The organism is Parabacteroides goldsteinii DSM 19448 = WAL 12034 (genome assembly GCF_000969835.1).
GTDB lineage: Bacteria > Bacteroidota > Bacteroidia > Bacteroidales > Tannerellaceae > Parabacteroides > Parabacteroides goldsteinii.
In genome coordinates this window covers 936,194-960,536 of record NZ_KQ033913.1, presented here as the reverse complement: position 1 = coordinate 960,536, position 24,343 = coordinate 936,194, and the positions used below count along the sequence as shown (strand labels likewise).

General features: G+C 45.6%; 20 protein-coding genes. 12 read left to right on the top strand and 8 right to left on the bottom strand.

What is annotated here, in order from left to right; genetic code table 11:
• Nucleotides 1–39: 39 nt before the first annotated feature.
• Entirely contained in the window at nt 40–2,157 is a 2,118-nt protein-coding gene (locus HMPREF1535_RS16900; RefSeq protein ID WP_046146912.1) for a M3 family metallopeptidase, read from the bottom strand.
• A 113-nt stretch (nt 2,158–2,270) separates the two neighbouring features.
• Here HMPREF1535_RS16900 and HMPREF1535_RS16895 point away from each other — a divergent pair, with 113 nt between their 5' ends.
• Entirely contained in the window at nt 2,271–3,221 is a 951-nt protein-coding gene (locus HMPREF1535_RS16895) for an NAD(P)H-dependent flavin oxidoreductase (protein WP_046146911.1), read from the top strand.
• A 208-nt stretch (nt 3,222–3,429) separates the two neighbouring features.
• On the opposite strand, the gene HMPREF1535_RS26480 is transcribed toward HMPREF1535_RS16895, so the two are convergent.
• The 3 genes from HMPREF1535_RS26480 to HMPREF1535_RS16885 all read right to left on the bottom strand — a co-directional run bounded on the left by HMPREF1535_RS26480 (nt 3,430) and on the right by HMPREF1535_RS16885 (nt 5,646).
• Entirely contained in the window at nt 3,430–3,633 is a 204-nt protein-coding gene (locus HMPREF1535_RS26480) for a helix-turn-helix domain-containing protein (protein WP_129699168.1), read from the bottom strand.
• 231 nt (nt 3,634–3,864) lie between these two features.
• Nucleotides 3,865–5,025 (bottom strand): molecular chaperone DnaJ, encoded by a 1,161-nt coding sequence (gene dnaJ, locus HMPREF1535_RS16890; protein ID WP_010803395.1) that lies wholly within the window; start codon nt 5,023–5,025, stop codon nt 3,865–3,867.
• 36 nt (nt 5,026–5,061) lie between these two features.
• Nucleotides 5,062–5,646, bottom strand: a complete 585-nt coding sequence (locus tag HMPREF1535_RS16885; protein WP_007659266.1) for a nucleotide exchange factor GrpE — start codon at nt 5,644–5,646, stop codon at nt 5,062–5,064.
• Nucleotides 5,647–5,867: 221 nt separating this feature from the next.
• Between HMPREF1535_RS16885 and HMPREF1535_RS16880 the strand changes: the two genes are divergently transcribed.
• Genes HMPREF1535_RS16880 through corA form a run of 3 tightly spaced genes read left to right on the top strand, consistent with a single transcriptional unit; the run spans nt 5,868 to nt 10,874 of the window.
• Nucleotides 5,868–7,292 (top strand): DUF4136 domain-containing protein, encoded by a 1,425-nt coding sequence (locus HMPREF1535_RS16880; protein WP_046146910.1) that lies wholly within the window; start codon nt 5,868–5,870, stop codon nt 7,290–7,292.
• 15 nt (nt 7,293–7,307) lie between these two features.
• A complete protein-coding gene (locus HMPREF1535_RS16875; RefSeq protein WP_046146909.1) occupies nt 7,308–9,779 on the top strand; it encodes an endonuclease MutS2 in 2,472 nt (823 codons plus the stop codon).
• A 12-nt stretch (nt 9,780–9,791) separates the two neighbouring features.
• A complete protein-coding gene (gene corA / locus HMPREF1535_RS16870) occupies nt 9,792–10,874 on the top strand; it encodes a magnesium/cobalt transporter CorA (RefSeq protein WP_046146908.1) in 1,083 nt (360 codons plus the stop codon).
• Here corA and HMPREF1535_RS16865 read toward each other — a convergent pair.
• Nucleotides 10,871–11,470, bottom strand: coding sequence for a recombinase family protein (locus HMPREF1535_RS16865; RefSeq protein ID WP_007659262.1), 600 nt, complete (start codon nt 11,468–11,470; stop codon nt 10,871–10,873). The genes corA and HMPREF1535_RS16865 overlap by 4 nt on opposite strands.
• 181 nt (nt 11,471–11,651) lie before the next feature.
• On the opposite strand from HMPREF1535_RS16865, the gene HMPREF1535_RS16860 reads away from it, so the two are divergent.
• The 4 genes from HMPREF1535_RS16860 to HMPREF1535_RS16845 all read left to right on the top strand — a co-directional run bounded on the left by HMPREF1535_RS16860 (nt 11,652) and on the right by HMPREF1535_RS16845 (nt 19,459).
• Complete coding sequence (locus HMPREF1535_RS16860) at nt 11,652–12,458, top strand: DNA-binding domain-containing protein (RefSeq protein ID WP_046146907.1); 807 nt, start codon at nt 11,652–11,654, stop codon at nt 12,456–12,458.
• A gap of 201 nt (nt 12,459–12,659) precedes the next feature.
• Complete coding sequence (locus HMPREF1535_RS16855) at nt 12,660–16,406, top strand: efflux RND transporter permease subunit (protein WP_046146906.1); 3,747 nt, start codon at nt 12,660–12,662, stop codon at nt 16,404–16,406.
• Nucleotides 16,396–17,874, top strand: coding sequence for a TolC family protein (locus tag HMPREF1535_RS16850; protein ID WP_046146905.1), 1,479 nt, complete (start codon nt 16,396–16,398; stop codon nt 17,872–17,874). The genes HMPREF1535_RS16855 and HMPREF1535_RS16850 overlap by 11 nt, the downstream gene beginning before the upstream one ends.
• A gap of 4 nt (nt 17,875–17,878) precedes the next feature.
• Entirely contained in the window at nt 17,879–19,459 is a 1,581-nt protein-coding gene (locus HMPREF1535_RS16845; RefSeq protein ID WP_046146904.1) for an efflux RND transporter periplasmic adaptor subunit, read from the top strand.
• A gap of 82 nt (nt 19,460–19,541) precedes the next feature.
• Here the strand turns inward: HMPREF1535_RS16845 and HMPREF1535_RS16840 are convergent, their stop codons facing one another.
• Nucleotides 19,542–19,769, bottom strand: a complete 228-nt coding sequence (locus HMPREF1535_RS16840) for a winged helix-turn-helix domain-containing protein (protein WP_046146903.1) — start codon at nt 19,767–19,769, stop codon at nt 19,542–19,544.
• A 336-nt stretch (nt 19,770–20,105) separates the two neighbouring features.
• Here HMPREF1535_RS16840 and HMPREF1535_RS16835 point away from each other — a divergent pair, with 336 nt between their 5' ends.
• Nucleotides 20,106–20,405 carry a GNAT family N-acetyltransferase gene (locus HMPREF1535_RS16835; RefSeq protein ID WP_046146902.1) on the top strand — a complete coding sequence of 100 codons (300 nt, stop codon included), beginning with the start codon at nt 20,106–20,108 and terminating at the stop codon, nt 20,403–20,405.
• Nucleotides 20,406–20,417: 12 nt separating this feature from the next.
• Nucleotides 20,418–20,645, top strand: a complete 228-nt coding sequence (locus tag HMPREF1535_RS16830; protein WP_007659254.1) for a (4Fe-4S)-binding protein — start codon at nt 20,418–20,420, stop codon at nt 20,643–20,645.
• Between the two features lie 70 nt (nt 20,646–20,715).
• On the opposite strand, the gene HMPREF1535_RS16825 is transcribed toward HMPREF1535_RS16830, so the two are convergent.
• Nucleotides 20,716–21,213 (bottom strand): hypothetical protein, encoded by a 498-nt coding sequence (locus tag HMPREF1535_RS16825; protein WP_007659252.1) that lies wholly within the window; start codon nt 21,211–21,213, stop codon nt 20,716–20,718.
• A 121-nt stretch (nt 21,214–21,334) separates the two neighbouring features.
• Nucleotides 21,335–21,970: a hypothetical protein gene (locus HMPREF1535_RS16820; RefSeq protein WP_046146901.1), complete on the bottom strand. Its 636-nt coding sequence runs from the start codon at nt 21,968–21,970 to the stop codon at nt 21,335–21,337.
• Nucleotides 21,971–22,147: 177 nt separating this feature from the next.
• On the opposite strand from HMPREF1535_RS16820, the gene HMPREF1535_RS16815 reads away from it, so the two are divergent.
• Nucleotides 22,148–23,356, top strand: a complete 1,209-nt coding sequence (locus HMPREF1535_RS16815; protein ID WP_044214660.1) for a DUF4861 domain-containing protein — start codon at nt 22,148–22,150, stop codon at nt 23,354–23,356.
• 105 nt (nt 23,357–23,461) lie between these two features.
• On the top strand, nt 23,462–24,343 hold an 882-nt coding region (locus tag HMPREF1535_RS16810; protein WP_046146900.1), incomplete at its 3' end, for an IS110 family RNA-guided transposase.

Sequence of the window (24,343 nt, the reverse complement as noted above, 5' to 3'; positions counted from 1 at the left end):
GTTTAAGCATGTTACATGCGCAAAGATAATAAAAAAATCTTATTTTAACCCTCTGTTCTTTAGCAACGGTTCAATGCCTGGCTCCTTGCCACGGAAGTTTTTATACATATCCATTGCATCATCGATACCACCCGGGGTAAGGACATTTTTACGGAACTTGGAAGCGACCTCGGGGTTGAAGATATCGCCGGTTTCTTTGTAAGCCTCGAAAGCATCGGCATCCAGCACTTCTGCCCAGATGTAACTGTAATATCCGGCTGTATAACCACCTTCCATCGTATGACCGAAATAAGTAGTACGGTAGCGCGGAGGTATCTGGCGGATTAATCCGCGTTTGTTCATCGCTTCAGCTTCAAAGGCTTCGATATCCATGCCGGACAGCTGTTCTTTCAAGGTATGATAATCCATATCCAACAAGGAAGCGGCCAGATATTCGACCGTAGCAAAGCCCTGTCCGTATTTGCTGCTTTTCACAATCTTGTCAACCAGCTCCTGCGGAATCACTTCTCCTGTCTGATAATGTTTGGCATATACTTTCAACACTTCCGGTTCGAACACCCAATGTTCCATTACCTGCGAAGGCAATTCCACAAAGTCGCGGGGAACACCGGCTACTCCGGTATAATGAACATCAGCAAACAACCCATGCAACGCATGGCCGAACTCATGGAAGACGGTTTCCGCCTCATCCGCACTCAGCAATGCAGGTTGCCCGGCAGCCGGTTTACTGAAATTAAATACGGTGGTAACGACCGGCAGCACTTTCTTTCCATCTTTATAACTCTGATCACGGTATCCGCCACACCAGGCACCGCCACCTTTACCCGGACGAGTATAGAAATCCATATAAAGGACACCCAGTGAAGAACCATCCTTATCCTTACATTCAAAAGCAAAAGCATCCGGGTCCGGCTTCGGTATGTCCTTGATTTCCGTAAAAGTTATTCCATACAACTTATTCGCTACATAAAAAGCACCTTCACGCACATGGTTCAGTTCCAGATAAGGGCGGACTTCGTTTTCATCCATATTGAATTTTGCCTGACGGGCTTTATCCGCATAATAACGCCAGTCCCAACCTTCGGCTTCGAAGTCGCCGCCTTCCTTCTTTATTTCGGCATTGATATCGGCCAGTTCTTCCTTCGCTTTTTTCAGCGCCGGAGTCCAAATCTGGTCAAGCAGGTTATACACATTCTTCTCGTTCTTTGCCATGTTCTCATCCAGCACAAAAGCGGCAAAGTCTTCATAACCCAACAGTTTGGCCTTATCCAGGCGGGCAGCTACAAGTTCTTTGACAACGTTCTTATTGTCATTCCCGTTGCTATTGTTTCCACGGTTGATATACGCCTTGAATATCTTTTCCCGTAACGCACGGTTATCGGCATATTGCAGAAAAGGCATCACACTCGGATTGTGGAGTGTGAAAATCCATTTGCCTTCCATTGAGTCGGCAGCGGCAGTTTCGGCAGCAGCGGCAATCAACGATTCGGGAAGTCCGGCCAAATCCTCTTTGTTATCTACAACCAGTTTGAAGGCATTCGTTTCTTTCAGTACGTTCTGCCCGAAAGTCAGCTCCAGGACAGATATCTTTTCATTCAGTTCACGCAACCGGGCTTGCTTGTCAGCGTCGAGATTGGCTCCGCCACGTACGAAACCTTTGTAGGTTTCCTCCAGCAATTTCTTCTGTTCCTTATTCAGGTTCATTGAAGCCTGCTTGTCATACACAACTTTTACACGGGTAAAGAGAGCCGGATTCAGGCTGATATCATCCGAATGGGCGGAAAGAACCGGATACAGTTCCTGCTCCAGAGCTTGTATTTCGTCGGTCGTATTCACACTCGACTGACCGCTGAAAGCATACATCACTTTCGTCAACAATTCACCTGAGCGATCTAAAGCGACAATCGTATTCTCGAACGTCGGTTCTTCCGGATTATTGACAATAGCATCGATTTCCTTTTTCTGTTCTTCCATCCCTTTCTCAAATGCCGGCTTGTAATGAGCCACTTCTATCTTGTCGAAAGGAGGAACACCGAACGGAGTCGTATATTCCGTAAAGAACGGATTGGGTGCGGCATCGGCCACATCGCTTTTCTTCGAGGAGTTGCAAGCTCCTAAAACTACTGCCAGACCGGCAGCCATAAGCGCTTTATTCATAACTGTTATATTGTAAGAATTAATTTATATCCACATTATTTATAGAATCAGACACGCAAAGATAGGTAAGTTTTATTTTACTTTGTTCCCCTAACATTATAAATAGATTAGCCATGAACAGAATATGTAAATTGTTTGGTATTAAATATCCTATTATACAAGGTGGAATGGTTTGGTGCAGCGGCTGGCGGCTTGCTTCGGCAGTGAGCAATGCCGGAGGACTCGGATTGTTGGGAGCCGGCTCCATGCACCCCGAAGTATTACGCGAACATATCCGGAAATGCCGGACTGCCACCGACAAACCTTTCGGGGTTAATGTACCTTTGATGTATCCGGAAATCGAAAGTCTGATGAACCTGATGGTCGAAGAGGGAGTAAAAATCGTTTTCACCTCTGCGGGAAGTCCCAAAAAATGGACTCCGTTCCTGAAAGAACACGGCATAACGGTCGTCCATGTGGTGAGCAGTTCCCTGTTTGCCGTCAAATGTGAGGAAGCCGGTGTGGATGCGATTGTTGCCGAAGGTTTCGAAGCCGGAGGACATAACGGACGGGAAGAAACAACCACACTTTGCCTGATTCCCGCCGTACGCCGTGCCACTTCCCTCCCGCTCATGGCGGCCGGAGGAATAGGAACCGGTGATGCCATGCTGGCCACTTTTGCGCTTGGGGCCGAAGGTGTACAGATAGGAACACGTTTCGCACTGACCACCGAAAGTTCCGCCCATGAAAACTTCAAGCAGCTCTGCCTCAGCCTCAACGAAGGCGACACGAAGCTGTTGCTGAAAAAGCTCGCTCCCACCCGCCTGGTGAAAGGCGGTTTCACAACTGCCGTAGAAGAAGCCGAAGCGCGGGGCGCATCGGTCGAAGAAATGCGTACCTTATTAGGTAAAGGCAGAGCCAAGAAGGGTATGTTCGAAGGCAATCTGGAAGAAGGAGAACTGGAAATCGGACAAGTCGCCGCCCTGTTCAGAAAAGAAGAAACGGTTGCCGAAGTGATGGAAGAAATCATTACCGGCTACCGGCAGTCTCTCGGCCGGTTAAAGGACGAGTCCGGGACTTTCTGATTCCCGCCTATAGAGTCGTTCCTGTTTCCTTAGGAGGAAACACGCGTTTCCTGCCTGGGAAACTGTAGTTCCCTCCGCAGGAAATTGTAGTTTCCTAGGCAGGGAACTGGAGTTTCCTAAACACGGAACTACGAGGAAACTGTAATCAATTCACAATCAACCAATAGAGTTTTTTCTACGGGAAGCAGATTTTTATAACGTTTTGCTTTTAGAATAAAACCTCTCCCCTCCTTTTCTTATAATCGCCGGGAATGATTCCGTAGTGCTTTTTGAATACCCGGCAAAAGTAGGCGTCGTCTGTAAATCCCAGCTCATAAGCTATTTCCTTTATGGTATATTTATCATTGATTAATAGTTGTAGAGAGGCATTCATCCGTAATAAAGCGATATGATAGACAACACAAATCGGCAAGCATTTTAAGGTTCATCGACTCCGTAAAATGCTTATTGATAAACAAGCAAATCCTTTGGAATAAGAAACTAATAAATGAGGGCAGTAATATATTGCTTTATAAAAAAGAGGTATGTGAAAAGTCACCGCCCTGTCCTTCCGGGACAAGACCGATAATAAAAAAGAGTAAAGCCAACTTCCTGTTAGTCGACTTTACTCTTTTCTTATTTATCTGAGAATAGTTGAATACTTCTAATCAAACATATGTCTGAATTTGCTGAAGATCTTCTCTTTCATTGTACGATTCGGCTGGAAGTTCGGTGAATTATCCAAACCGGTCAGCGTTTCTTTTTCTGACGCTGATAATGTTTCAGGAATATATACGCTGACATTTACCAGCAAATCACCTGTTCCATAACTGTTCACGGAAGGAAGTCCCTTATTTCTCAGGCGAAGGACTTTACCCGGTTGCGTACCCGGCTCGATCTTCACCTTCGCTTTGCCGTCGATAGTCGGAACTTCTACGGTTCCTCCCAAAGCAGCCTGGGGAACACTCAACAACAAATTATACAGCAAGTCATTCTCGTCACGGATCAGTTCTGCATGCGGTTCTTCTTCAACCAAAATCAGCAGGTCACCGTTTATACCTCCGTGGCGGGCTGCATTTCCCTTTCCGCTCATGGATAACTGCATTCCTTCAGCTACGCCGGCAGGTATGTTGATCGTAATGATCTCTTCATCACGCATAACACCTTCACCGTCACATTGAGCACATTTTTTAGTGATGATCTTTCCTTCACCGCCACAAGTCGGACAGGTAGACTGTGTCTGCATCTGCCCCAGGATTGTATTGGCAATACGGGTAACGACACCACTGCCATGGCAAGTCTCACAAGTCTTGGAGCTGTGATCGTCTTCTGCTCCGCTACCGTGACATTTGCTACAAGGTACATATTTCTTAACTTTTATCTTCTTCTCTACTCCGTTAGCGATCTCTTTCAGATTCAGTTTTACCTTCACACGCAAATCTGATCCGCGGTTCACACGACGGCCGCCACGTGAGCCTCCGCCAAAACCTCCGAAACCGCCAAAGCCACCAAAGTGTCCTCCAAAGATGTCTCCGAACTGAGAGAAGATATCTTCCATTGACATTCCGGCTCCACCAAAGCCACCTCCCTGGGATGCACCTCCTACTCCAGCATGCCCGAACTGGTCATAGCGCTGGCGTTTCTGAGGATCACTCAATACGTCGTACGCTTCGGCAGCTTCCTTGAAGTTTTCTTCTGCCTGTTTGTCACCGGGGTTCTTGTCCGGGTGGAATTGGATTGCTTTCTTTCGATATGCTTTCTTAATTTCTTCTACTGTGGCGGTTTTTGACACCTCCAGCACTTCGTAATAATCTCTTTTAGCCATCTTTGTATTGTTGTTATTTGCCCTCTAGCATGTTGCTTATTCTCCTACTACTACTTTAGCGTGACGAAGCACTCTGTCATTTAAAGTATATCCGGTCTGTACACAATCCAGGATTTTACCCTTCATGCCAGGTTCCGGAGCAGGAATAGTAGCTACAGCTTCAAACATTTCGGTGTCGAAAGGTTGGCCTACCGCTTCAATAGCTTTCACTCCCTGCTGGGCCAGATAAGCCATAAATTTGGAATAGATAAGTTCTACCCCTTCTTTCACGGCTTCTACATCATCCGAGTTACGGATATTCTGTAATGCACGTTCGAAATCATCGACTACAGGAAGTAAGTTTTTCAGGGCTGCCTCACCGCCGTTCTTAATCAAGTCTGCTTTTTCACGCAGGGTACGTTTGCGGTAATTATCAAATTCTGCCATCAGGCGAAGATGAGAGTCGTTCAATTCGTTATACTTCTTTTTCAACTCATCCAACTCTTCGGTCACATTGTCAGTTTGCGCACATTCTTCTGCCGCATTTTCCTGTTCCTGCTGCAAATTTGTCGCTTCTTCGTTGTTCTGACATTCATTCTTTTCAGCCGTTTCCTTCTTTCCGTTAAAATTCATCTTGCTCATAACTATCTTAATATTTTTATTATTACCTAATTGTCAGCATAATACGACAACTTTCATCTACTAACACTTTGGATGCAGAAAAAGTTATCCTTACGATCATACACCAGAATAACATCAAATATGCTGCCAACTATTCATACTCAACAAAAATATCTTTACCTTTGCCTATAGATTTAGGTATAAACAGGTATTATTAATACTATAATAGAATTACTGGCATTATGAAAAGAGTTGTTTTATCCATATTATTGTTATTTGCATTCTTAACCGGTTATGCACAGAACCGTAGCGCGTCAATCTGTAGATTAGGATTCACATATGATATCAGCCAAAGTAACAACTGGGGAAAGTTCAAACCTGTCATTACAGGAGTTATCCCTTATTCTTCGGCAGAACTTGCAGGAATTAAGCAAGGTGATATTGTAGAAGCGATAGACGGGGTGCAGTCGGCAGAAGTTTCTCCTCAGGAGATAGCCCAGTTACTGAATCCTGCCGGTAAAAATGAAGTGATACTAACCATCTCCAATCTATCCATTCCTACCAAACAAGTAATGGTTAAGAAGGATTGCAAGAAGGTCAACTCAATCACTGAAGACCAGTTGGCTTCGGCTTTCTCCATGTACAGTCTGGAAACTACCAGCGAACGCACTTTTACCTGTCCGTTCAAGACTGTGGTGACACCCGATTCTATAAGCTTCGGCAAATTCAAGACATTTGCTTTCGCTGCGATAGATGAGAACAACCGTAAACTGGAAAGTGCCATCAACGATTGCATCGAGAAAGAAATGACTAAAAAAGGACTGGTGCTGGATATCGCACAACCGGATATTCTGATACAGACATTCTACTTCTTCGATAAGAATCCGAATTTCAAAGGAGCCAATAAGATACAGATAGAGAAAGAGCCTACTTTCCGTTATAATTTTACTCAGAGTAAGATGGATTCTTTCCCGTTCCTGGGTAATTCGGCGGCAGAGGCTGAAGCAGAATACCTGTTACAATTCGGTTTCCGAATGATTGACCAGGCATTTGTTCCGGGTCGCATCCTTTGGGAATGCGAGGCGAACGAATTGCTGGAAGACTCCTACAAGCTGGAAGAATATGCCCGTATCCATGTGCCGTTGATGCTGATGCAGTATCCGTATGTAAAATATGGTCGCAATGTACAATATAAGGTAAACCAGAAGACTTATAATTACACCGGGATCAGTTATGACATCGACCGCCTGGAACTCATCATAGATGTAGACCGCAATTCGCCGGCTTATGCATCAGGACTTCGTCCGCGTGACGTGATCGAAAAGATCAATGACAACAAAATGAATTATTCCGCCGAAGAATTTACAGCAGGCTATAAGAACTTCATTTCCAAAACAATGAAATTCCGCGATCCTAAAACACAATTCACGGACGCAAACGGCTTCAAACGCTGTATGTTCTGGGATACATTCCAATACCCTCAGGTTGCCGACGCTTTACAAAAGTCAGGCAATGTAGGAGGTTTCTCCTACCTATATTATTATGCTCCTTATGTCAATCCGACCGGCAACAATGCCTGTACGTTTGAAATTAAACGGGGCAAAAACAAAATGGAAATGATCGTCCGCCCGACTATCCGCAGAGAGATTACGGTGGAGATAAAATAAAGCATATAAATAAACGTGATATACCCACAAAACTTTGAACAGAAAACGGGGTTCGATAAAGTACGCCGTTTAATTTCCGATAAATGTTTAAGCCCGCTGGGACAAGAGCGGGTTGCAGAGATGGAATTCTCTGCCGACTATACAACTGTTATTGAACGTCTGGAACAGACAGATGAGTTTGTCCGTATCCTGCATGGAGAGGTAGAGTTTCCTGCCAGTTTCTTTTTCGATGTCCGTTATTCGTTGAAACGGATACGCCCGGAAGGAACCTGGCTGGACGAAAAGGAGTTGTTCGACCTGAAACGTTCGCTACAGACAATCAACGATATTGTCCGTTTCTTCCGGACGGAAGAGGATGAAGAAATAGCTTATCCGGCTTTGACAGCGCTGGCTGGTGACATTCTTGTATTTCCCCAGTTGATCGGGAAAATCGATTCCATCCTCGACAAGTTCGGGAAAGTAAAAGACAACGCGTCTCCTACCCTGGCACAGATTAGGAAAGAAATTTCTTCCACGATGAGCGGTATTTCCCGCAGCCTGCAATCCATCCTGCGGAATGCACAGTCGGAAGGCGTAGTAGATAAAGATGTCACCCCGACCATGCGCGACGGTCGTCTGATGATTCCCGTCGCTCCGGCTTTTAAAAGAAAGATAAAAGGCATCGTACACGACGAATCGGCCAGTGGAAAGACAGTTTTCATCGAACCGGAAGTTGTTGTGGAAGCCAACAACCGCGTACGTGAACTGGAAGGTGACGAACGCCGCGAGATCATGAAGATCCTGACGGAGTTTACCAATATCGTACGCCCGATGGTGCCGGATATCCTGCAATCATATGAGTTTATGGCAGATATTGATTTTATCCGTGCCAAAGCGCTCTTTGCCGAACAGGTAAAAGGGATCAAGCCGGTTGTGGAGAATGTACAACAGGTGGATTGGGCGCGTGCCGTTCATCCGCTGCTTTACCTGTCGTTGCAGAAACAAAACAAGCAAGTCATACCACTTGATATCACACTCAATGAAAAGAAGCGTATCCTGATTATTTCAGGACCGAACGCCGGAGGTAAATCAGTCTGTCTGAAAACGGTCGGACTGCTGCAATATATGATGCAATGCGGATTATTGATTCCATTGCACGAAAGTTCACGCACCGGTATATTCTCCAGTATTTTTATTGATATCGGTGACGAGCAAAGTATTGAGAACGACTTGAGTACTTATAGTTCTCATCTGACCAACATGAAGTATTTCGTCAGAAACTGTAACGAAAAGACAATCATACTGATCGATGAGTTCGGTAGCGGTACAGAACCCCAGATAGGTGGTGCCATTGCCGAGGCTTTGCTGGACCGTTTCAACCGGAACCGCAGTTTCGGTGTAATTACGACGCACTATCAGAACCTGAAACATTTTGCCGAAGATACGGAAGGCATCGTAAACGGCGCCATGTTGTATGACCGCCATCTGATGCAGCCGTTATTCAAATTGTCTATCGGGAATCCGGGTAGTTCGTTTGCCGTCGAGATCGCACGAAAGATCGGTTTACCGGAAGATGTGATAGCAGACGCCTCTGCCAAAGTCGGCTCCGATTATATCGATATGGACAAATACCTGCAAGATATCGTCCGCGATAAACGTTACTGGGAAAGCAAACGGCAGAATATCCGCCAGCAGGAAAAGAAACTGGAAGATATCACCTCCCGTTACGAAAAAGATCTGGAAGAGGTAAACAGGCAACGAAAGGAGATCATGCGCGAAGCGAAAGCCGAAGCGCAACGAATACTGGCCGAAGCTAATGCAAGAATCGAGAATACGGTTCGTGAAATCAAAGAAGCACAAGCCGAAAAGGAACAGACCAAACTTGCCCGCAAAGCGTTGGAGGAGTTTAAGGCCTCTGTCGAATCGGCCGGAGAAGAAGATGACAAGATCGCCCGCAAGATGGCGAAGCTGCAGGAACGGAAAGAGCGCAAAAAGCAAAAACAGAATACACCTGCCGCCAAACAGACATTCAACCGCGATGTGATCGAGGTGGGCGACAATGTCCGCCTGAAGGGACAGGTTTCTGCCGGAACAGTTATGGAACTTCAGGGCAAACAGGCAGTCGTAGCATTCGGTATGATTAAAAGTACGGTTAAACTGGAACAACTGGAGAAAGTCAGCAAAGGACAGATCAAGAAGGAAATCCAGAAAAGTACGTTTGTCAGCTCGGATACGACCGACCATATGCACGAAAAGAAATTGAACTTTAAGCAGGAAATAGATGTTAGAGGTATGAGGGGCGATGAAGCACTGCAAACTGTCACCTATTTCATTGACGATGCCATCCAGGTCGGAGCATCGAGGGTACGTATCCTGCATGGTACAGGTACAGGTATCCTGCGGCAACTGATACGCGACTATCTGCATTCAGTCCCCGGTGTCCGCCATTACCACGATGAGCATGTTCAACTGGGAGGTGCCGGCATCACTGTTGTGGAACTGGATTAAACAAAGGTATCTATGAGACGAAAAGAAGCTACACATGTGCACAGAAGAAGACATATTTCTAACCGGCATCTGTCGGATAAGTATTATTATGCCGGTGAACATGAGACTGTAACCGACATTCGTCTCACCCAATACAATGCCGAAGCACTCCACACGACCGAAATAAAAAAGGGTACTTCTTCTTTCGGCAAGCTGGTCGATCCGAACAAAATAAACTGGTTTCAGGTGAGCGGGCTGACCGACTCCGATGCCATTACGCGTATCGTAAAAGAGTTCGGCCTGCACAATCTGGATGCCAAGGATATACTGACACCTCAGCATGTCGTAAAGATCGAGGAATATGCGAACCATGTGCTCATCATCCTGAACTCCAGCTATTATGATGCCAATATGGAGATACATTCCGAGCATATCAGCCTGTTGGTGACCGGAAATGTAGTCATCACTTTCACAGAAAGCAATAATCCGGTATTCGCCAACACAATGAAAGCGCTGGAATCCGATATGCTGAACCTGCGAAAAAAAGGAAGCGGACTGCTGCTTGCTTTCCTGCTGAATACGATCATTGCCAATCTGGTGGAAACAGCCTCCAAAGTAGAAGAAATGCTGGAAGATATCGAAGAGACACTGCTCGACATCAAAAGCGACCAGGGAAACATGGGTTCGATGATCCAGCAACGCCGGCATGAATATATGCTTATCCGCAAAAACAGCCAGCCATTGAAGGAACAGTTCCCCAAACTGCTGCGTACGGAGAACGGAATAATCAGTCCCGATATGCTCCCGATCTACAACGACCTTGCCGACCAGTTACAATTCGTTATCCAGACAACAGAAAGTTGCCGGGAAATCATTTCTTCATTGGTGGACCTTTATATTTCCAACAATGACCTGCGAATGAATGCGATCATGAAACGGCTGACGGTCGTATCGACCCTGTTCATCCCGCTGACATTCCTGGTCGGCGTATGGGGTATGAACTTCAAGCTGATGCCCGAACTGGACTGGAGGTATGGCTATGGTATTGCCTGGGGAATCATGTTCCTCACAGGCATACTAACCTGGATTTATATGCGGAAAAAAGACTGGTTCTAAATCCCGTAATTCCTTTTGAATTGGTAATAAGTATTTCTGGACACGTTGAAATGCTTGCAGATCATGACAATGGTGTCCCCTCTTTCAAGCATGTTCATCACTTCATCTTTGTTGGCATCCAGTAAAGATTGTTTGGCATCCGTTCCTTTCGGACGTCCCAACTGCAAGCCCTCCTTCTCTTTCTTATGGTTCAACGCCTCTTTCGTACGGACAGACATCAGGTGGTGTTCTATCTCCGAAACCAGATTACAGGTAGTCGATATAGCTTCCGTATTCAGGTTGTCATCCAGAAGATAACGGTCATTTATACTATATACATGAACCCCCAGGGTCATACATTTGCTCAAAAGGGTCATTACTTCGGACAGGGTACGACCAAACCGGGCAATATCCGTTATAATAACTTTATCGCCTTTTTTCATTCTGTCCAACACACGGAACAGAGTCGGCTCACTCTCCATTCTTTTTCCGTCTACTATATCAGTGATCCATTTACTGATTTCCCAACCATTTGCCGATGCATAACGAGTAATTTCATCTTTCTGTCTTTCAAGATGTTGCCTGTCAATAGTTACTCTCAAATAAGCTATTACCATATCTTTATAACTAACTAATATTAAACTGTATAATCAGCGTTTTCGCTTTTTTGCCGTGAAGATACAACAAAGCTGTATACGCCGTCATAAAATAAAAGCTAAACTTTCCATTTTAATGAAAGCAAATGTTATTACAAAAGCGTATCTTTGAAAGCTTTAACTCCTTTAAATCAAGAATCGAATGGACAAAGAACTACCTAAATCCGAATTACACAACATGATTGCCAATGTACATATCGGGACCAACGAGAGTTTCCTTCCGGGAATAAACGTCCAAAAAGCCAGCGTGATGTTTCGCGACACAATCGACTTGGACGAACTTGCCGACCGGGCGAAAAAAGACGGTACCCCCTACTCGAAAGAATCACTGACAGGTTGTTTCCGGACAATGATAAATGAAATTTATAAGGCCACGGAAGCCGGCTTCAACGTCGATTTCGGGTTGGCCCGTACGGAATTGACCGTAAATGGAACATTCGATAATGCACATGCCAAATTCGACCCTGAATGCCATACTCTCGTCCCCTGCCTTCGCCCCTCTCCCCGCCTGAAGCAATGCGTCAAACGCCTCCCGGTCGAAAACTTAGGCCCGATTAAAGACTTCAAAGTGCCGCGTCCGGATTACATCTCCCGACTTATCCGCCCATACAATCCGCAGACAGACGGCAAGATAGACAAACTCGCCCCTGGCCAGCCTCCCCATGTATCGATCTACGGCTACAATCTCAAGCTGATGGGCGACCTGCCCGGTGTAGGCATTACCATCAGCTGCCTCGAAACGGGCGAAAGCTACTCCGTCAGTCCCGACGAATTGATTGTAAACAGCCGGTCGCGCCTCTGTTTCACACCGAAAATACCCTTTACCACAGGTGAATGGGAAGCTCTCATCGCGACCCAGTTCACACCGACTTACCACCTCTATAAACAACTGCGTTACGGCACACTCGCCTTCACTGTCGCTGACGAACCTCAAACATCTGAGGCATAGCACCTCAAAACTATGAGGCATAAAACATCATAATTATGACACAAGACACCTCATAGCTTTGAGGTGCACTCACGAAAGAGAAGCCGAGCATGCCGACAAACACGTTATGCCGACCGGCAGCCTCCTCTATTCAACTGCTGCGTTCAACAAAAGACAGGCCCGGTTGTTATAGGTATAGTTATTCATTATACCATACAACTTATGCTGAACAAACTCATCCGTTATTTCCTTGAGAACAGGGTGATAACCATGCTATTATTACTATTGGTCGTTGTCTGGGGGATATCCACCTCTCCTTTCAACTGGCACGGTGGTATCATACCCCGTAATCCAATCCCGGTGGATGCCATTCCCGATATAGGCGACAACCAACAGATTGTCGCTACCGAATGGATGGGACGGTCTCCCAAAGACATACAAGACCAAATCACTTATCCGCTGACAACTTCCCTACTGGGAATACCTGGGGTTAAAAGTATCCGGAGCAGTTCCATGTTCGGAATGTCATTCATTTATATCATTTTTGATGATAATATAGAATTTTACTGGAGCCGTTCACGTATCCTGGAAAAATTAAATTCGCTGCCTCCCGGCACATTGCCGGAAGGTGTACAGCCAGCTCTCGGGCCTGATGCAACGGCTTTAGGACAAATATACTGGTATACGCTGGAAGGTAGAAATCCGGAAACGGGTAAACCCTCCGGAGGCTGGAATGCCGAAGAGTTACGCACGATACAGGACTTCTACGTCAAATATAGCCTTTCGGCTGCCGAAGGAGTCTCGGAAGTGGCTTCTGCCGGAGGTTTTGTAAAGGAATATCAGATCGAACTGAATCCGGACGCCATGCGGGCTTTCAATATATCGGTTATGGATATTATGAACGCCGTCAAGAAAAGTAATCTCGATATCGGTGCGGAAACGATGGAGATAAACAAAGTAGAATATCTGATCCGGGGGTTGGGATATATTAAAGATGTATCCGACCTGGAAAAGGCGGTCGTCACTGTGCGCGACGGTGTTCCGGTCCGTATTTCTGATGTTGCTTTCGTAAATATCGGTCCGGGAACACGCCGGGGCGGACTGGATAAGGAAGGTATCGAAGCAGTCGGCGGAGTGGTTGTCGCCCGTTACGGAGCGAATCCGCTGGAGGTGATTGACAATGTTAAGACGAAGATAAAAGAAATTGAAGCCGGACTTCCCCAAAAGACATTGGAGGACGGGACAGTTTCGAAAGTAACCGTTATTCCGTTTTACGACCGTACCAACCTGATAAAAGAGACAATCGGGACACTGGAAACTTCACTTTCGCATGAAATATTGATTTGTATCATTGTAATTATCGTACTGGTGCTGAACCTGCGTGCCTCGGTCATCATTGCCAGCATGCTGCCGATAGCCGTACTGGCGACTTTCATCCTCATGAAATATACCGGGATAGAGGCAAATATTGTTGCATTATCGGGTATTGCGATAGCAATCGGAGTCATGGTCGATGTGGGGGTTGTTTTTGTGGAAAGTATTATCCGGTATATGGAGATGCCGGAGAACAAAGACATTAAAAGAGGTAAAGCCTTCGTAAGCCTTATTTACAAAGCAGTAAGCGAAGTGTCCGGTGCCATCGCGACGGCGATGATAACAACCATTGTCAGTTTCCTGCCGGTCTTTGCGATGGAGGCACAGGAAGGGAAGATGTTCTCTCCCCTCGCCTATACAAAAACTTATGCGCTGGCTTCCGCTTTTATCCTGGGGTTAATACTATTACCTACGCTCTCTTATCTGCTGTTCTCCGTCAGGATAAATTCAAAAATGATACGGAAGGTAGCTAATTATTTGTTAGTTGTAGCAGGTATCGTATTACTGGTTATCTATGGAAGCATACCGGCACTGGGACTTACGGCTATCGGTGTGAATAACCTGTTCGCTTCTTATTGGAAAAACCCTAAAATGAGTACCTATATCAATATAGGCATTACGCTGCTGGTTGCTATTTATTACCTGTCGGAAGAATGGTTGCCGATGGGACCGCAAGCCGGATTATCGGCCAATATATTATTTGTTGCTGCCTGTATCCTTATTATCTTATCTCTTCTGTGGATATTGGTTATTTACTATGAAAAGATACTGAGATGGTGCCTTAACCACCGCTGGCTATTTATGATTATTCCGGCAGCCACCATCGTATTCGGTTTCATGATCTGGAGAAAAATCGGCGAAGAGTTTATGCCCAGCCTGAACGAAGGCTCCTTCCTGCTGATGCCGACCAGTATGCCCCATACCGGGATTGCACAGAACCTGGATTATATCGAAGCACTGGATAAACGCTTGGCGGCTATTCCCGAAGTAGAGACAGCCATCGGGAAATGGGGACGTGTCAACTCGGCTCTCGACCCGGCTCCGGCACAGATGTTTGAAAACACCATCAATTATCGTCCGGAATATATATTGAATGAAGACGGACAGCGTGAACGGTTCAAGGTAAACGGGAAAGGAGAATATCTTTTAAAAGACGGCGGTACTTATAATCCTACCGACGGTTTCCGGCTTATCCCCCGCGATAGCCTGATACCTGACCGGAAAGGAGATTATTTCCGTCAATGGCGTCCGGAAATTAAAAACACAGACGATATCTGGCAGCAGATTGTGAATGTCACTCATTTACCGGGTTTGACCTCCGCTCCTAAATTACAGCCGATAGAGGCACGCCTGGTCATGCTTTCCACCGGGATGCGTGCACCGATGGGACTAAAGATATATGGTCCGGACCTGGAGACAATCGAGCAAAGCGGAAAAGCGATAGAACAGGCATTGAAAGAAGTTCCTTCGGTTATCCCCTCTTCCGTCTTCTACGACAGGGCAGTCGGTGCCCCTTATCTGGAAATAAAGTTGAACAGGGATAATATGGCCCGCTACGGAGTAAACGTAGAAGACTTACAGGAGATATTGAGTGCTGCTGTCGGTGGAATGGTATTGACCACTACGGTCGAAGGTAGGGAACGTTTCCCGGTCCGTCTCCGTTATGCACGCGAACTGCGGGATAATCCGGAGGCTTTATCCATGTTACTGGTTCCTACCGCTACCGGCGCACAGATTCCATTGAAAGAACTGGCGGATATCGACTATACCCGGGGAGCACAGATGATTCAAAGTGAGAATACGTTTCTGGTCGGTTATGTCATATTCGACAAAACATCCGGCAAAGCCGAAGTAGATGTAGTAAAAGAAGCGACACGCGTACTGGACCAAAAGATAAAAGATGGAGAGTTGAGGTTGGCAAAAGGCGTCTCCTATAAATTCGCCGGCAATTACGAACAACAGGAACGAGCCACCCAGCGGTTGGCGATTGTTGTGCCATTGGCATTGCTAATCGTTTTACTGGTACTCTATTTCCAGTTTAAGACGGTGACCGCTTCCCTCATCCACTTCTCCGGCGTATTTGTCGCTTTTGCAGGAGGATTTATCCTGCTTTGGTTGTACGGGCAGGATTGGTTCATGAACTTTTCCGTAGGGGGAGAAAACATGAGGGACCTTTTTCAGATGCATACAATCAACCTGAGCGTCGCTGTCTGGGTCGGCTTTATCGCCCTGTTCGGAGTCGCAACCGATGATGGCGTGCTGATGGGGACATACATCCACCAGACTTTCCTGCAACAGAATCCGACTACTAAAGAAGCGATACGGGAAGCAGTCGTTACAGCCGGACTCAAACGTGTACGTCCTGCCGCCATGACGACAGCAACGACATTAATTGCTTTACTACCGGTACTGACTTCTACCGGAAAGGGAGCCGATATCATGGTACCGATGGCAATACCCACTTTCGGAGGTATGCTGATACAATCCATGACTATGTTCGTAGTCCCCGTGTTGCAATGCTGGTGGCGCGAAAGTGTGATTAAGAAAGAGCAAAAGAAACAGAACATTCAAATGAATACAAGCGATGAGAAATAAGATAAAAATACAAGCATATATAACAGGAATAGCCTTGCTGCTCGGTCTCCTTCCGGCATTTTCACAGCAGACGGACAGCCTGGCGTGGTATCTGGAGATAGCCGCACGCAACAACCCGTTGGTAAACTCCAACTTTGCCCTCTATAAGGCTTCACTGGAAAAGATTCCACAGGCAGGAGCTTACGAAGACCCGGAACTGGATATCGGTGTTTTTGTCAAACCGATGGAGACACTGAGCGGTAAACAGATTGCCGACTTTACCCTGATGCAGATGTTCCCCTGGTTCGGAACGCGTAAAGCGGCCCGCAATGAGGCGACCGAAATGTCACGCATGGCCTACGAGCAATTCCGTGAAGCCAGGAACAATCTGTTTTATGAAGTAAAGAGCCAGTGGTACCAGTTATGTAACCTCAACGAACAATATAAGAACACGCAAGCTAATCTTGCTTTATTGGAACAATTGGAGAAATTGGCACTCAACCGTTATTCCGCACCGTCGGCCAATGCACCAGCCTCCACAGTTCCCCCCATAACAGGCAATGTCGTTACTCCCCCCGCTTCCAATGGAAACAGTATGGATAACATGGGAGGAATGGGAAGCAGCTCCCAGGCAACGCCACAAGGAAGTCCGGCCGGGAATGCCTCTATGCAGGGAATGGCTTCCGGTCCTATGGGTAGTTCCATGGGTACCGGCAGTTCTTCAGGCACCATGTCGGACGTACTGCGCATACAGATAGAAAAAGCGGAACTTCAGAATAATCTGGAGCTCATAGCCTCCAACAGAACGGCTGCCGAAGCACGTTTCAATGCCTTGTTAAACCGCAGACAGGATATGAGGGTTGCTGTTCCCGATTCTTTGCGACAACTGCATTTCCTGATTGACGACCAGGCCATGACCGACAGTATCATTATAGCCAACCCAATGTTGTCGATGCTCGAAGCCGAAGCGAATGCCTACCGGGCAAAAGCAGAGATGGATAAAAAGATGAGTTATCCGATGTTTGGAATCGGCCTGCAATATTCACTGGTCGGGAAATCGAATAACAGTATGGTTATGGATAACATGAACGGTATGGATATGGTCATGCCTATGTTTAAAATCAGTATTCCTATCTTCCGTAAAAAGTATCAGGCACAACAAAAGGAAAGCCGGCACTACCGCCAGGCAAGCGAACTGAAATACGAAAATACGCTGAATCAGCTGCAATCCGAATACCAGACGGTTAAACAACAGTTGGCGGATGCATCCCGGAAAATAGCTCTTTACCAAAAGCAGCAGGAACTCTCATTATCCACCTGGCAACTGATTGTCCGGGAATTTTCCGCCGGAACAACCAGTCTGACAGATGTCATACAGGTAGAACGCCAGCTTTTGGATTACCGCCTCAAGAAAAGCGAAGCTATTGCCGAATACAATACAAGGATAGCCGGCATGGAAAAATTAGTAGCAACCTCAATAAACGAATAAAGACATGAAAAAGATAAAAGAATGGTTTAAAGCCAAACAAGTACAATATATCCTGTTTGTAATGGCCGGTTTATTTCTGGGCTGGTTATTCTTCAGTCCATCCTCCACAACACCCCAGGTAAACGACGAATACCATAGCCATGACAGCATTGCGGAACACACCCACAGTCATGACCTGCAACAGGATGAAAACGGCGTATGGACCTGCTCCATGCATCCCCAAATCAAACAGGATAAACCGGGAAAATGCCCGATATGCGGTATGGACCTGATTCCTTTACGCAAAAGCAGTAATAGCCACGAGAATGTAGACCCTTCCGCCATCCAGTTATCGGAAGAAGCAATAGCACTGGCTAATGTGCAAACCTCACGTGTCAGCAAAGAAAACCCGGTTAAAGAAGTGCGCCTGTACGGTAAAATAGCACCGGACGAACGGAGCCTGCAATCGCAAACCGCCCATGTGGGAGGCCGCATAGAAAGTCTGGCTGTCGATTTTACCGGCGAAACGGTCCGTGCCGGACAAACGCTGGCCACCCTATACTCGCCGGAATTATTTACGGCACAACAGGAATTACTGGAAGCGATCAAAATGCAGCAACCCGCCTTAATCAAAGCTGCCCGCGAGAAACTGCAACTCTGGAAGATGACGGATGCTCAGATAACGGCTATCGAACAATCCGGCACCACCTCTCCTACCGTAGAGATTAAATCGAATACAAGCGGTATCGTTATGTCGAAACGGGTCAGCCAGGGGGATTATGTTTCGCAGGGAGCCGTACTATTCGATGTTGTCAACCTTTCAAAGGTATGGGCCATGTTCGATGCCTATGAAACAGACCTGCCCTTCCTGAGCAAGGGAGATCCGGTCTCATTCACCATGCAGGCTTTCCCCGGCAAAGTATTTAAAGGGCGTATTGCCTTTATCGATCCGATTGTCAACCCGACCAGCCGTACTTCCCGTGTTCGTGTCGAAGTAGCAAATCCGAGTATGGAACTGAAACCGGAGATGTATGCGACAGCCATCGTCGACGCTCCCCTGAAAGGATATAAAGATCAGATTATCGTTCCCCAGACAGCCGTACTCTGGACAGGCAAGCGGTCTATCGTTTACGTCAAACGACCGGACATGTCTACCCCGACATTCCAAATGCGTGAAGTGGAACTGGGACCGTCGTTAGGCAATGCCTATGTGATACTGAAAGGACTTTCGGATGGAGAAGAAATTGTAACCAATGGCGTTTTCTCTATCGACGCCAGTGCACAGTTGGAAGGAAAAACATCCATGATGAATAATGACGGAAACACGGCTCACCCAACTCAAAGTGAACATGCTATGTTCGGAGTAAAAGGAGCCTGCGACATGTGCAAGCAACGAATTGAAGATGCTGCCAAAAGCGTAAAAGGAGTCACTTCCGCCTCATGGGATAAAGAAGCGCAAATGGTCCATCTGCAATTCAACCCGGAACAGACCTCTGCTGATGCCATTGCCAAAGCGATAGCCAAAGCCGGGCACGACAACGATAAGTATAAAGCAGACGACAGTGTTTACAACAAGCTCCCGGCTTGCTGCAAGTACCGTCAATAGAAGAGTGAAGCGCAAACAAAAAGGGCTACAATTCATTTTGTATCCCTTTCCCGTTTGCGCTTCAAAAATTATCCTCTTCCTATCAATAATACGTCTCTGTTAGCGGAATATTTACTTCGACAGATAGCATCCCACTGCCATCACTACAAAAACGTACTTTGTTTTCCCGGGCCAACCAACCCAATGCGAGAAAAATAACAGACTCCTTACAATGAGTCATCTCTCCAATCTTTCTGATAGACATGTTACCTCTCTCTGCGAGCAAGCGCCAGATCTGACCAGCACTTGAACCAACGTCATTCTTATTCATAACACTCCATTTTTTGATATGTGACCTAAAACTAATAATAATGGATCAAACGGACATGTTCCATTTGACTCCTATATTAGTTACTTATACCATTATTACTCAACTTTCGCACAAAACAAATGACTTTGCTTTATAAATGAAACAACCTTGACGCTAAAAATGTTTCACAAAAACCACACTTATTCAATATAAATTGAAAGACAAACAAGCTTTAGGCTTACAATCAGCAACTTCCGTCATTCGTTTTTCTGATAAAAAGAATTGTAGGGAACCGTAAACAAAGCCTTTCCCTAAACTGTTTGAATTATATAGAATCAAATAAAACAATTAGGCGATATGGACGATTATGAATTAATTGATAACGAAGAGAGACACCAATACGAATTTCACATTGGCAAATACGTTCCGAAAATTGAGTATATAAAAACCAAGAACGGCGAGATATACCTTACACACACCGAAGTGCCCGTAGCCCTCGAAGGGAAAGGTGTCGGCAGCCAACTGGCTGAAAAAGTGCTGAAGGATATAGAAAAACAAGAATTGCGCCTGGTTCCGTTGTGTCCCTTCGTTGCCGGATACATCCAAAAGCATCCGGACTGGCGACGCATAGTAATGAGAGGTATTAACATAGGATAAAGCGATATAGATATGGGAAAGAAAATTGAATATTCAAACGGCGAACTGACAATTATATGGCAGCCTGACCTTTGTCAGCATTCGGGTATTTGTGTAAAAACATTGCCACAGGTATATAACCCCAAGGAAAGACCCTGGGTGAAAATAGAAAATGCAACCACCGATGAATTGATCGCACAGATCAACAAATGCCCGTCGGGAGCACTTAGTTACAGGCTTAATAAAAAAGAAGAAGAATAGGTAAATAAATAAATGCTATAACTTAATTACTGACTTCCGTCGGGCTCGTTCACAGGCCGGCGGAAGTTTTTTATTTGAGGCGGCCTTCTATCCCTAACTGGTAAAGGAATAATCCCCAGTTTTCTTCACGTATTTCTGTGTTCAACCGGACTTGTTCCACATCGATATTTGCCGGATAACTGTCATTCAGATAGTATTTATCCTCAGCAGTATCATAATACAACACCAGGTCGTTATAAACCGTACTCACACTCGCCATCACATCGGAGACATTGGTCGCCGTAAACAACTCCGTATCGGCCAATATAACAAGTATCTTTTCATACTGCTCCAGCTTTTCCTTAAATACCGAATGGTCGTAGAACCTGATTTCTCTGGTATCTCTGTTAAACCATTTTATATCGTTTCCTGTAAAAAGGATTTCATTTCCTAAAGGCAGGTTATAAACCTTATGACCTAAACCGACCACAACTATTTCAGAGTTTTCATTCAGCGTACCGTCATTCTCACAGCCGGCAAACGTCAGCAATAAGAACAAAAATGATATGAAGTAACATAACTTTTTCATCAGACTATCATTTAGACTACTGTATCTGCACGGAATAAATTCAGGAACAGAGAAATAGCAGTCTCAAAATTAGCATTTTAAATTGGATGCACAAATCATTCCGGAAGAAAAAGTAAACCTGTCAGGGCATGGCATTATAGTAACGCCAGGTATCATCACGTTTACGGTTCCTCCGCTTATTCCTTTCCTCTTTCGAAAATATCCATTTCAAGATATCGTCCAGAGAAAAATAGAGTTTGACGGACCCGCCCACGGTTCCCCGCTTCTGTCCGTCTTTTACCACATCTGAAGAATACAGGTTCCTCCCTCCTGCCGCAGCCGTTACCGGCAGCTTGCCTATCTGTATCTCTTTTTTGTCGATAAGCCGTGTGGGAGGAGGCGTATAGGCCTCTTTGTTTATTTTCGGAATTGTATCCAGTTCCATCTTATAGAGACGGTAAACACTTGGGGGCATCAACTTATAATCCACGTTATTATGTATGCTATCCGTATCTGCATGCAAATATTCGGAGAAATCTTTCAGGAGAGGCAATTCAGAGGGGGCCTCCAGTATCTGCTGTCCGGGTTCATCTTCCACATGGATCAATTTACCTTCGCGGATAGCTTTCTGAAACTCCGGATTAATACGTATCGTATCCTTTCCGGATAAAACACGCGACAACCACACCGAATCTTCTTCACTCCAATGCTGTGCATAGAGCTGAACCGGCAAAATACCTGTCAACATCAGAATAAGTAAACACTGCTTCAACTTCATACTATAGAAACGATGAAAAGACAATTTTACTGCATGACAAGAACAACCATTAAGTAGAAAAATAGTTGTTTACCGGCGATGAACTTTGTAAACTTCGCGAATATTCATACTTTTACTGCCGGTTTTAGAACTGTTTGTCACAAGGGCGAAATATTTATAAACTACAATATATTATTTATGAAAAAGATTATCAGCTTATTTTTAGCAGCTACCGCATTTGCCTGTACACAGGAGCAAAGCGTAGATGTAACGGTTACGAACCCGTCTGCCATCGACCGTTCAAAGGAGGTCACAGAAATTTCAATGGATGCCATTGCCAAACTGAATGGCGAATCTTTCATCATTTCCGACAATAACGGGACGCAGGTTCCTTATCAGATCACATACGACAAGAAAATTATTTTCCCTGTTGATGTGAACGCAAACAGCAGCGTTACTTATAAGATTAAACCGGGCACTCCCGAGGCTTTCGCCACAGTTGCCTGCGGTAAGTTCTATCCGGAACGTGTGGACGATATTGCCTGGGAAAACGACCGTATCGCTTTCCGTACCTATGGTCCGGCTTTGCAAGCTACCGGCGAACAAGCTTTCGGATATGATATCTGGACTAAATGTGTTTCCGAACCGGTTGTAGACATGCGTTATAAGACTGAACTGAACCCGGAATCGAGAGCCCAAATAGCCGAACTGCGCAAAACAGACAAGAAAGCAGCACAGGAACTGGCCAATTCGATTTCCTACCATATCGACCATGGTAACGGACTGGATTATTATAAAGTAGGCCCGACACTGGGTGCCGGTACTTCCGCCCTTCTTTCTAACGATTCCATCGTTTATCCGTATTGCTACAAAGACTACGAGATTCTGGATAACGGTCCGTTGCGTTTCACTGTTAAATTGGTTTACAATCCGCTGAAAGTAAAAGAGAATGACAATATCATCGAAACACGTATACTTTCACTGGATGCCGGTTCGCAGTTGAACAAAATTACGCTTACGTTTGCCAATCTGAATGAAGCTACACCACTTGTAACCGGTATCGTACTGCACGAGCCGAGCACAGACTATCAGGCTGATGCCGCAAACGGCTACATTGCATACGCCGACCCGGAAGACCCGACAAACGGACAAATCTATATCGGAGCCGTCTTCCCTGAAAAACTGAGTGATGCGAAAGCTGTAAACTTCTCCGACGCTGAGAAAAAACAACGAGGAGCAGACGGTCATGTACTGGCTTATGCGACTTATGCACCGGGCAACGAATATACGTATTATACCGGAGCCGGATGGAGCAAATGGGGTTTCAAGAACTCTGCCGAATGGTTCAAATATATCCAGGACTTTGCCCAGAAGGTAAAACAACCGTTACAGGTTACTGTAAAGTAAAAAAAGAAATATCATGAAACATCCATGAAATAAATTTCGTCCAAGAGAATGTAAATAGGGGGGTATTGTTTACTTTAGTGTCATTCACTCGAAAAAACGAATGCAATGAAAACAGTACCTTTTGAACAAGTCATCCTCCGGGGTTGTGGAATAGATGTCCACAAGGACATGGTAGTTGCTACGATAAGTGGCGAAGGTCTCAAAACTGAAACCCGCAGTTACAAGACCTTCAGTAGTTCTTTGACAGAATTAAAAGAATGGTTATTATCCAGTGGCATTACGCATGTAGCCATGGAAAGTACCGGTGTTTACCGGAAGCCGGTTTATAAGATTCTTGAATGTCCTGATATGAAAGTCTGGATCGTGAACGCACGGCACATCAAGTATGTTCCCGGGCACAAAACGGATAAAAAGGATAGTGGCTGGATTTGCAAACTGCTTTTAGCAGGTTTGTTGAAACCGAGTTATATCCCGGAGCGTGAACAACGTGAGCTTCGTGATTTAACCCGTTACCGTAACAAGTTGATCCAGCATGTATCTTCTGAGAAAAACCGTATTGTTCGTATCCTGGAAGATTGTAACATCAAACTTTCCAGCGTGGTGTGCAGCCTGGACGGAGTCGTGGCGAACAAGCTGATAGATATGTTGATCGATAAGGGTCATGTAACAATGGATGACATAACTTGCATCTATCATAAAAAACTTGAAGCCAGTCCGGAACTTCTTTATCAGGCTTGTGAAGGCTTTATAGAACCGCATCACATCTATATGTTGCAGACCATCCGTAAAGATATGGAACAGACGAAAGCCATCATAGCTGACCTTACCTGCCGTATAAAAGAGGTTTTATCTCCTTATGAGAATGTGATGGAACTCTTGCAGAAGATCCCCGGACTTAGCCGGAAAACGGTTGAAGATCTGATAGCAGAGATAGGTGTGGATATGGAAGCCTTTCCAACCGAAAAGCACCTGGCTTCGTGGGCCGGT